General features: G+C 50.9%; 8 protein-coding genes and 1 pseudogene. 5 read left to right on the top strand and 4 right to left on the bottom strand.

Annotated features, from left to right (window positions below):
* Window positions 1-147 precede the first annotated feature (147 nt).
* The gene (locus OGV71_RS10665; protein WP_000019445.1) at window positions 148-1,128 is read right to left on the bottom strand and encodes an IS5-like element ISKpn26 family transposase; all 981 of its coding nucleotides are present in this window, start codon (window positions 1,126-1,128) and stop codon (window positions 148-150) included.
* Window positions 1,129-1,172: 44 nt separating this feature from the next.
* Here OGV71_RS10665 and ehaB point away from each other — a divergent pair.
* Window positions 1,173-4,085: pseudogene (ehaB, locus tag OGV71_RS10660) on the top strand (autotransporter adhesin EhaB).
* A gap of 89 nt (window positions 4,086-4,174) precedes the next feature.
* Window positions 4,175-4,798, top strand: coding sequence for a hydrogen peroxide resistance inhibitor IprA (gene iprA, locus OGV71_RS10655; RefSeq protein WP_071696892.1), 624 nt, complete (start codon window positions 4,175-4,177; stop codon window positions 4,796-4,798).
* Between the two features lies 1 nt (window position 4,799).
* On the opposite strand, the gene ampH is transcribed toward iprA, so the two are convergent.
* A complete protein-coding gene (ampH, locus tag OGV71_RS10650) occupies window positions 4,800-5,957 on the bottom strand; it encodes a D-alanyl-D-alanine-carboxypeptidase/endopeptidase AmpH (RefSeq protein WP_003021428.1) in 1,158 nt (385 codons plus the stop codon).
* Between the two features lie 384 nt (window positions 5,958-6,341).
* Between ampH and sbmA the strand changes: the two genes are divergently transcribed.
* Together sbmA and OGV71_RS10640 are read left to right on the top strand one after the other, a co-directional pair.
* Window positions 6,342-7,562, top strand: coding sequence for a peptide antibiotic transporter SbmA (gene sbmA, locus OGV71_RS10645; RefSeq protein WP_003021430.1), 1,221 nt, complete (start codon window positions 6,342-6,344; stop codon window positions 7,560-7,562).
* 15 nt (window positions 7,563-7,577) lie between these two features.
* Window positions 7,578-8,681 carry a DUF1615 domain-containing protein gene (locus tag OGV71_RS10640; RefSeq protein WP_204583993.1) on the top strand — a complete coding sequence of 368 codons (1,104 nt, stop codon included), beginning with the start codon at window positions 7,578-7,580 and terminating at the stop codon, window positions 8,679-8,681.
* Here OGV71_RS10640 and OGV71_RS10635 read toward each other — a convergent pair.
* On the bottom strand, window positions 8,666-8,989 hold the full coding sequence (locus tag OGV71_RS10635) for a DUF2755 family protein (RefSeq protein ID WP_003021437.1): 324 nt from the start codon (window positions 8,987-8,989) through the stop codon (window positions 8,666-8,668). The two genes, OGV71_RS10640 and OGV71_RS10635, sit on opposite strands and share 16 nt — an antisense overlap.
* Window positions 8,990-9,253: 264 nt before the next feature.
* Between OGV71_RS10635 and OGV71_RS10630 the strand changes: the two genes are divergently transcribed.
* Window positions 9,254-9,472, top strand: coding sequence for a DUF2754 domain-containing protein (locus OGV71_RS10630; RefSeq protein WP_003021440.1), 219 nt, complete (start codon window positions 9,254-9,256; stop codon window positions 9,470-9,472).
* 23 nt (window positions 9,473-9,495) lie between these two features.
* Here the strand turns inward: OGV71_RS10630 and ddlA are convergent, their stop codons facing one another.
* Window positions 9,496-10,590 (bottom strand): D-alanine--D-alanine ligase, encoded by a 1,095-nt coding sequence (ddlA, locus tag OGV71_RS10625; protein WP_003847629.1) that lies wholly within the window; start codon window positions 10,588-10,590, stop codon window positions 9,496-9,498.
* Between the last annotated feature and the right edge of the window lie 204 nt (window positions 10,591-10,794).

Raw genomic sequence — 10,794 nt, 5'->3', positions numbered from 1 at the left:
GGAAGGTGCGAATAAGCAGGTCATTTCTTCCCAAGCTGACTCGCTGATTAAAATTTCGCGGATCTGGGCCGATTTTTTTCCCGCAAACACATCGAATCAGCCTATTTAGGCTATTTTTTCCACCATTTCTGGCGTTATTTCCGGTTTTTACTGAGATCTCTCCCACTGACGTATCATTTGGTCCACCCGAAACAGGTTGGCCAGGGTGAATAACATCGCCAGTTGGTTATCGTTTTTCAGCAGCCCCTTGTATCTGGCTTTCACGAAGCCGAACTGCCGCTTGATGATGCGAAACGGGTGCTCCACCCTGGCACGGATGCTGGCTTTCATGTATTCGATGTTGATGGCCGTTTTGTTCTTGCGCGGATGCTGCTTCAAGGTTTTTACCTTGCCGGGACGCTCGGCGATCAGCCAGTCCACATCCACCTCGGCCAGCTCCTCGCGCTGTGGCGCTCCTTGGTAGCCGGCATCGGCTGAGACAAATTGCTCCTCTCCATGAAGCAGATTACCCAGCTGATTGAGGTCATGCTCGTTGGCCGCGGTGGTGACTAGGCTGTGGGTCAGGCCACTCTTGGCATCGACACCAATGTGGGCCTTCATGCCAAAGTGCCACTGATTGCCTTTCTTGGTCTGATGCATCTCCGGATCGCGTTGCTGCTCTTTGTTCTTGGTAGAGCTGGGTGCCTCAATGATGGTGGCATCCACCAAAGTGCCTTGGGTCATCATGACGCCTGCTTCGGCCAGCCAGCGATTGATGGTCTTGAACAATTGACGGGCCAGTTGATGCTGCTCGAGCAGGTGGCGGAAATTCATGATGGTGGTGCGATCCGGCAGGGCGCTATCCAGGGATAATCGGGCAAACAGGCGCATGGAGGCGATTTCGTACAGGGCATCTTCCATGGCACCGTCGCTCAGGTTGTACCAATGCTGCATGCAGTGAATACGCAGCATGGTCTCCAGCGGATAGGGCCGTCGGCCATTGCCCGCCTTGGGATAAAACGGCTCGATGACAGCGGTCATATTCTGCCATGGCAGAATCTGCTCCATGCGGGAGAGGAAAATCTCTTTTCGGGTCTGACGGCGCTTAGTGCTGAATTCACTATCGGCGAAGGTGAGTTGATGGCTCATGATGTCCCTCTGGGATGCGCTCCGGATGAATATGATGATCTCATATCAGGAACTTGTTCGCACCTTCCTTAGCATTAGCCTGCACTTTGGCAATCACTTCTCAGGCGAATGCTTCTACTGATATCTCTGGGACCGCCTACACAACGTTTACCCATTATAATGATGCATCTTATGCTGATGGCGTCTAGTACGATGGATATGTCGGGTGGAACAATTACGACACCGATAGTATTTATAACGGTGATATTTATCCGGTAATCAATGACGCTACTGTCAACGGCGTTATTTCTACTTATTATCTGGATGATGGGCTGTCTACTAACACCAATAACAACAGCCTGACGATTAAAAACAGTACCATTCATGGTATGGTGACATCCGAATGTATGACCACGGATTGTTCTAACCGTACAGGTACCGACTACTACTACGACCGCCTGGCGATGAACGTTATCAACTCAACGATTGATGACAACTACGAACATTATACCTACAACGGTACGTATAATGACGCGGCTGACACGCACGTTGTCGACGTTTATAACCTGGGGACGGCTATCACGCTGGATCAAGAAGTTGATCTGTCTATCTCCGCCAACTCTCACGTCGCTGGCATTACCCTGACTCAGGGTTACGAGTGGCAGGACATTGACGATAACACCGTTAGTACCGGCGTAAACAGCAGTGAAGTGTTTAACAACACCATCGCTGTCAGCGATTCTACCCTGACTTCTGGTTCATGGACTGACGAAGGCACCAGCGGTTGGTTTGGTAACACCAGCAATGCGAGCGACTACAACGGTAACGGCTGGAACGCTAATGATATCGCATTAGCGGTTATTGCCAATCCGGATGCTGATAACGCGATGCAGACCAGCGCCACGTTTAATAATTCCACGCTGATGGGTGACGTGCTGTTCTCCAGCAACTTCGATGAGAACTTCTTCCCGAACGGCGCAGATACTTACCGTGATACTGATGCCGATCTGGATACCAACGGATGGGATGGTACTGACCGTCTGGATCTGACTCTGAACAACGGCAGTAAGTGGGTTGGCGCGGCCATGTCCGTACATCAGGTTGATGTTGATGGTGACGGCGTTTACGATAACTATGCTGCAGGTACTGAAGCCACTGCAACGCTGATCGACATCGCTGCCAACAGCCTGTGGCCTTCTTCAACCTACGGTATCGATAGCGACACAACCTCTTATGACGAAAATGGTCATGTGGTTGGCAACTCTGTTTACCAGAGCGGTCTGTTCAACGTCACGCTGAACGGCGCTTCACAGTGGGATACCACCAAAACGTCTCTGATCGACACCCTGAGCATCAACAGTGGTTCCGTCGTCAACGTGGGTGATTCTACCCTGATCTCCGACACTATTGGCCTGACCGGTGGTTCTGCACTGAACATCAACGAAGATGGTCATGTTGCGACCGATACCCTGTCTATTGATAACAGTACCGTCACAATTGCTGATGATGTTGCTGCTGGCTGGGGTGTAGGTAGTGCTGCGCTGTATGCCAACACCATCAACGTTACCAACAACGGTGTTCTGGATGTGGGCAACAGCACAGGCGATGCACTGCAGGTTGATACGCTGAATCTGACCAGCTACACCGACGCTTACAACCATGTTAATGCGGGTGTTTTCGACATCAACAGCACTAACTATGTACTGAATGCTGACCTGACCAACGATCGTACCAACGATACCACCCAGGCTAACTACGGTTATGGCGTGATCGCGATGAACTCTGATGGTCATCTGACTATCAACGGTAACGGCGATTCCGACACCTCAGGCGATCAGTCTGAAGTTGATAACTACGGTGACCATGTCGCGGCAGCAACCGGTAACTATAAAGTTCGCATCGATAACGCGACTGGCGCTGGTTCTGTTGCGGATTACAAAGGTAACGAGCTGATCTACGTTAACGACACGAACAGCAACGCGACCTTCTCTGCAGCCAACAAAGCTGACCTCGGTGCTTACACCTATCAGGCTCAGCAGCAGGGTAACACCGTTGTTCTGCAGCAGATGGAACTGACAGACTACGCGAACATGGCGCTGAGCATCCCGTCTGCTAACACCAATATCTGGAACCTGGAACAAGATACCGTTGGTACTCGTCTGACTAACGCACGTCATGGTCTGGTTGATAACGGTGGTGCATGGGTAAGCTACTTCGGTGGTAGCTTCGATGCAGATAACGGCACCATTAACTACGATCAGGATGTTAACGGCATCATGGTTGGTGTTGATTCCAAAATTGATGGTAACAACGCTAAGTGGATTGTCGGTGCTGCAGCAGGCTTCGCGAAAGGTGATATGAGCGACCGTACCGGTCAGGTGGATCAGGATAGCCAGACTGCCTACATCTACTCTTCTGCTCGCTTTGACAACAACATCTTTGTTGACGGTAACTTAAGCTACTCCCACTTTAACAACGATCTGTCTGCCAACATGAGCAACGGTCAGTATGTTGATGGCAGCACCTCTTCTGATGCCTGGGGCTTTGGCTTGAAACTGGGTTATGACCTGAAGCTGGGTGACGCAGGCTACGTAACGCCATACGGCAGCGTATCAGGTCTGTTCCAGTCTGGTGATGATTATAAGCTGAGCAACGACATGAAAGTTGACGGTCAGTCTTATGACAGCATGCGCTATGAACTCGGTGTAGATGCAGGTTATACCTTCGCCTATAGCGAAGATCAGGCGCTGACTCCGTACTTCAAACTGGCCTACGTTTACGACGACTCTAACAACGATTCTGACGTAAATGGCGATTCTATCGACAACGGTGTAGAAGGTTCTGCGGTACGTGTTGGACTGGGTACTCAGTTCAGCTTTACCAAAAACTTCAGCGCCTACACCGATGCTAACTACCTCGGTGGTGGTGATGTAGATCAAGACTGGTCTGCAAATGTTGGCGTTAAATATACCTGGTAAGACATCTCTCGTTGTTAAAGAAAAGATAATCTAACTCAGAAAAATGCCCGTCACGGATTTGACGGGCATTTATTGCAAGGAATGCCCAGATGTTGTCTGCAAATAAACCGCTTGTGGAATTTGGTAAGCTTGATAAATGTTTGTCGAAATATGGCAAACACTTTGAGTGTGATAACGATAAAGAAATAATTTATTCCAGTGATATAAACAGTGACGATACCTTTATCATTTTAAATGGTGTAATTTCCCTGAGGCGAGGGGAGAATGTGCTGGTTGGTATTGCACAGGCACCGTTTATTATGGGGCTTTCAGATGGCGTGATGAAAACAGATATACAATACAGATTAATCACGGAAAGCGATTGTACGGGATACCATTTACCTGCCTCACAAACAATTAATATAATTGAAGAGTGCCAGCTTTGGCGTGAAGCTTTTTTTTGGTTGGCATGGCAAAATTCCATGCTTGAATTGCGCGATCTGCAGTTGATCGGCAATAACTCCTACGATCAGATTCGCGCGACGCTGATATCCATGATGAAATGGGACGACGTACTGCGTTCGCGTATCGGCGTCATGAACTATATTCACCAACGCACGCGAATTTCCCGCTCGGTTGTCGCTGAGGTTCTCGCGGCTTTGCGTAAAGGTGGTTACATTGAAATGAATAAAGGCAAACTGGTGAGCATTAACCGTTTGCCTTTTGAGTATTAACTCAGGATGCGGGAATAACCTGCGGTTTGTTCCCGCTCAACTCTGCAACCAGATCGTTGATACCGTCACTCATATTGGTAAAACGGGTTAGCGGAGAACGGGTCACCACGATAAACGCCCCGACGTTTTGTTGTGGGATCATCGCCATATAGGTGATGAAACCACCACCGCCGCCGGTTTTTTGAATAATTCCCGGTCGGCCATTCTTCGGCGCCATGTAGACCCAGCCCAAACCAAGCGCATCGGCTCTGCCTGGAACATCCATTCCCACCACTTTAGTTAACTGCGTACGCTGATAAATCAGCGTCTGCATCCGGTCGGCCTGCTGGCTACGATGATAAAAGTCAGAAGAGAGATACTGCTGCATCCAGCGCATCATATCGCCGGGCGTAGAATAGACACCGCCGCTGCCCATTGCCGCCAGCGTATTGTTACAGGGGCTGGCGCCTTTTTCCGCGACCATCAGGCGTCGGCATTGATCGGGGGACGGGGTAAAGGTGGTGTCTTTCATCCCCAGCGGACGGGTGATTTTTTCTTCAAACAGCTGCGGATAAGGCTTACCAGAGGCCGCTCCCAGCGCATCGGCCAGCAGGTCAAACGCCAGGTTGGAATAAGATGCCTGTGAACCCGGTGCGGCTTTCAACGTGGCAGTAGAGAGATAGCTCCAGCGCTGCTCGCGGGTTGGCCAGACAAACACCGGGCGCTTTGCCGCGCCGCCAGGCTGCTCGCGCGGCAGCGCGCTGGTATGCGTCGCCAAATTCACCAGCGTAATCGGCGTGCCCTGATAAGTCGGCACGCGTGCACCTGGAGGTGCATATTTACTCAATGGATCGTTGAGTTTGACCGTGCCCTGATCGAGCAATTTCACCAGCATTTCGCTGGTCATTAATTTAGTGATTGAGGCAATTCGAATCACGGAATCAAGCTGTGGATGGACATTGTTACCGGGACGCGTTTCGCCAAAGCTGCGAAATACGCGCTGATTACCATCAATCACCACGAGCGCCATCCCCGTAGCACCACTGCCGTAAAATATATGGTCGGCATAACGATCGACGATATCGGAGGCGAAAACCGGATCGGTTATAGGCTGTGCCGCCTGGACTGATGTCAATGACGCCGCACACAGCGCGGCAGAAAAAAGCAGACTACGTTTCAACGGTGGTGTCCATGAGTTAGAGAAAGTGAAAAAGGATGTCGTGCGTATGCGTATTTATACTACTCATCGGCGTATTGCAAAGCGCTTATCAACCAATGATAGTGGGAAAAACGTAACGATGAGTAAACGTAGGAGTTTCCTGGATTGCGGATGTTCGCTTTTGTGATCTCACGCTGTGATAATCTGCACATACTGAAACGTTGTCGAGTGTGAAAACCACAGAAACAATTCTTCATAACCGAGGTGCGAACTAAGTGCCTCGGTTTTGGTCACAATTGTCGGTTTCAGCTTGTGTTTTTGGGCGTAAGCCGTCTGGCCTCCGCACTCCACGGTGGCAAATGCACAGCAGTCGTCATAACGATAAGAAGTTAGCAGGAGAGCACTATGTTTAAGTCTTTTTTCCCAAAGCCGGGGCCGTTCTTTATTTCGGCATTTATTTGGGCACTTGTCGCCGTTGTATTCTGGCAAGCAGGTGGGGGAGCCTGGGTTGCACATATTACCGGCGCGTCGGGAGACGTACCTATTAGCGCAGCGCGTTTCTGGTCGTTGGATTATCTGATTTTTTATGCGTACTACATTCTTTGTGTCGGGGTGTTCGCGCTGTTCTGGTTTCTCTACAGCCCACACCGCTGGCAGTACTGGTCTATTCTGGGCACATCGCTGATTATTTTTGTGACCTGGTTTCTGGTTGAAGTCGGCGTCGCTGTCAACGCCTGGTACGCGCCATTTTATGACCTAATTCAAACTGCGCTCAGCGCACCACACAAGGTGAAGATTGAGCAGTTCTATCATGAAGTTGGCATTTTTCTCGGCATTGCTCTGATAGCCGTGGTCATTGGCGTGATGAACAACTTCTTCGTCAGCCACTACGTGTTCCGCTGGCGTACCGCGATGAACGAACACTATATGGCGCACTGGCAGCATTTGCGTCACATCGAAGGCGCAGCGCAGCGTGTGCAGGAAGACACCATGCGTTTTGCTTCTACGCTGGAAGATATGGGCGTCAGTTTTATCAACGCGATTATGACGCTGATTGCCTTCCTGCCTGTACTGGTTACGCTCTCTGCCCATGTTCCTGACCTGCCGATTGTTGGACATGTGCCTTATGGCCTGGTGATTGCCGCGATTGTCTGGTCGCTGATGGGAACCGGTTTGCTGGCCGTGGTCGGGATAAAACTTCCTGGGCTGGAGTTTAAAAACCAGCGCGTGGAAGCGGCCTATCGTAAAGAACTGGTCTATGGCGAAGATGATGGCAACCGTGCGACGCCACCGACGGTGCGTGAACTGTTTCATGCGGTACGCCAAAATTACTTCCGTCTCTATTTTCACTATATGTACTTCAATATCGCCCGTATTCTTTACCTGCAGGTTGATAACGTTTTCGGCTTGTTCCTGCTGTTTCCGTCGATTGTTGCCGGTACGATTACGCTCGGCCTGATGACGCAAATCACCAACGTGTTTGGCCAGGTGCGCGGCTCGTTCCAGTATCTGATTAACTCCTGGACAACGTTAGTGGAACTGATGTCTATTTATAAGCGTCTGCGCAGCTTTGAACGAGAGCTTGATGGTCAGGATATTCAGGAAGTTACCCATACGCTGAGTTAATAATAAGGAGATGTTATGTCGACGGTTTCCCGTCTTTACCCCTTGTCTGGTCTGGCAGCACTGGTGCTGGTGGGATGTAGTAGCCAACCCGCGCAGCCGCTAAAAAAGGGGGAGAAAGCCGTCGATGTGGCGAGCGTGGTGCGCCAGAAAATGCCCGCCAGCGTGAAAGACCGGGACGCATGGGCGCAGGATTTGGCAAAGACTTTTGAAAGCCAGAAGCTGGCGCCGACGGCTGAAAATATCTGTTCGGTGCTGGCGGTCGCGCAACAGGAGTCAAATTACCAGGCGGATCCAGCCGTGCCGAACTTAAGTAAAATCGCCTGGAAAGAGATCGATCGTCGTGCCGAGCGTATGCACATCCCGCTATTTGTGGTGCATACCGCGCTGAAGATTAACTCGCCAACGGGGAAAAGCTACAGCGAGCGCCTGGATACGGTGAAAACCGAAAAACAGCTTAGCGCGATCTTTGATGATTTTATCAACATGGTACCGATGGGGCAGACGTTATTTGGTTCGCTTAATCCGGTGCATACCGGTGGGCCGATGCAGGTTAGCATCGCCTTTGCTGAGCAGCATGCCAGCGGCTACCCGTGGAAAATGGCGGGAACCGTGCGCCAGGAAGTATTTAGCCGCCGCGGTGGGCTGTGGTTCGGTACGTATCATCTGCTTAACTACCCGGCGAATTACAGTGCGCCAATTTTCCGCTTCGCCGATTTCAATGCCGGGTGGTATGCCAGCCGCAATGCAGCTTTCCAGAATGCGGTCAGTAAAGCCAGCGGCGTGAAGCTGGCGATGGACGGTGATTTAATTCTCTATGGCAGCAGCGAGCCGGGCAAAACGGAGCTGGCGGTACGTAAACTGGCCGGGAAGCTGGACATGAGCGAGAGTGAGATCCGCCGTCAGCTGCAAAAAGGCGACAGCCTGGCCTTTGAAGAGACCGCGCTGTACGAGAAGGTTTATAAGCTGGCGGAAGCGAAGGCCGGGAAAACGCTTCCCCGTGAAATGCTGCCAGGCATTCAACTGGAAAGCCCGAAGATCACACGTAATCTGACTACCGCGTGGTTTGCTAAACGCGTGGACGATCGTCGGGCGAAATGTATGGGTCAGTCATCGTTATGATGACGGCGGCGCCAGCGCGCGAATGCCGCGATGGCGCCAAGAATCAGGCTTCCGGCGAGAAAAGGGACCAGTCCAAAAAGGGTTCCGACGCCCAGGCCGATTTCAACTCGTGGGCGCCCTGTCTCTTGCATTTGTAACTGCATCAACTGCTCATAGATGCCGGGAGCGTGGGCCAACAGATTTAAAATCTGCGCGCCTGCCCAGAAGCAAAACAGCACAAATACGGCATACGCAATGTTGCCGGGCAGGGAGGAGGGATCCCGATGCTTGCCCTTAAACAGGGATTTTGAGAGCGTAAAATCAGCCATAAAGACCTCCGGAAATAACCTGCTTTTTTTGACGTAATGCCTGTAACTGAAAGTGAGTCTGACAGGTGATCGGCAATGTCAATATCAGAATGATGGTAATTTCAGGTAGAGATTATTCCTGGATTTCGGTTTTTTGCTTAGCATCACAATTACGCAACCTTAAGTGAAATTAATTTACATTTCAGAAATTCCGCACACGCCACAGACGTGTATGAGGAAATGTGCGAGGATGCGTTTTCATGTTGTATATCCACCGGAGCCGTTATGAACCTGCCTGTTAAAATCCGCCGAGACTGGCACTATTATGCCTTCGCTATTGGGCTTATCTTTATTCTCAACGGCGTGGTGGGCTTACTCGGTTTTGAAGCGCAGGGGTGGCAAACCTATGCGGTAGGGCTGGTGACCTGGGTGATTAGCTTTTGGCTGGCCGGATTAATCATCCGTCGCCGCGTTGAAGATGATGAAGTAAAGGATGCCCAATAGCTATATCAGGCATCCTGGCGGGTTTACATACTGGTTTTCAGCGCGCTATCCGCAGCATGGCGTTCCAGCGCCAGTTCGATTAGGCGAGTGATCAAATCGGTATAGCCTAAACCGCTCGCCTGCCACAGCTTCGGATACATACTGATATTGGTAAAGCCTGGCAGCGTGTTGATCTCATTGATCACAACGTCGTTTTCAGCAGTTAAGAAAACGTCCACGCGCGCCATGCCGGCACAGCCCAGTGTCTGGTAGGCCTGAATGGCGATTTCGCGGATCTTGTCGTTAATCTCTGGTGCAATTGCTGCCGGAACGACAACTGTGGCACCGTTATCGTCAATGTATTTAGTGTCGTAAGCGTAAAAATCGCTGTTCAGCACAATCTCTCCACAAGTACTGGCCTGCGGATGATCGTTGCCCAGTACAGCACATTCGATCTCGCGGCCTTTGATCCCTTGCTCCACCACGACTTTATGATCGAATTCAAATGCCAGCGCGACGGCCTGATCGTATTGGGCTTCGCTGGTTACTTTGCTGACGCCAACGGACGATCCCTGGTTGGCCGGTTTTACAAACAACGGCAGACCCAGGCGGGATTCCACTTCGCTAAAGCTGATGCTGTTGCGATTGGCGCGAGTGAGCGTAATAAATGGCGCGATGTTTAATCCGGCATCACGCAGCAGACGTTTGGTCACGTCTTTATCCATACAGGCCGCAGAACCCAGCACATCAGAACCTACGAACGGTAGGTTTGCCACGCGCAGCATGCCCTGCAGAGAGCCATCTTCACCCAGAGTGCCATGTACGATCGGGAAAATAACATCGACCGTCGGCAGCGGTTGACCGTTTTGTGCATCGATCAACTGGTGCGCTTGTTTACCCGGTACCTGCGCCAGGCTGGTCTCAGAAGGTCGCAATGCAATATGCGCCGGGTCGTCTGAATTGAGCAGATAATTACTGGCATCGCTGACGTGCCATTGCCCTTGTTTATCAATACCTAACAGCACAACGTCAAAGCGAGTCTTGTCGATGGCATCGACAATATTTTTTGCCGATTGCAATGACACTTCATGTTCCGCTGATTTACCACCAAATACGATTCCTACCCGCAACTTTGCCATCTTAAAAACCCATTCCATGAATGCAAAGCACATACATTACCACGACAAAACGCAGGTTTCCTCGGCTTCTGGCAGATTGTTTTGGCTGACGACAGGGGAATAGAACACAACAAACAAGCGGCCCGCACGCGAAGCATAATCCCCTGCTTATATTATGGGTTTGATGTGAGCCGTATCACAAATATGATGAGCGGGAAGATAAAA

This window comes from Citrobacter sp. Cf088, assembly GCF_030334295.1.
Classification (GTDB): Bacteria; Pseudomonadota; Gammaproteobacteria; order Enterobacterales; family Enterobacteriaceae; genus Citrobacter; species Citrobacter freundii.
Note: the sequence above shows the minus strand (reverse complement) of the source record. Positions and strands in the feature narration are given on the sequence as shown.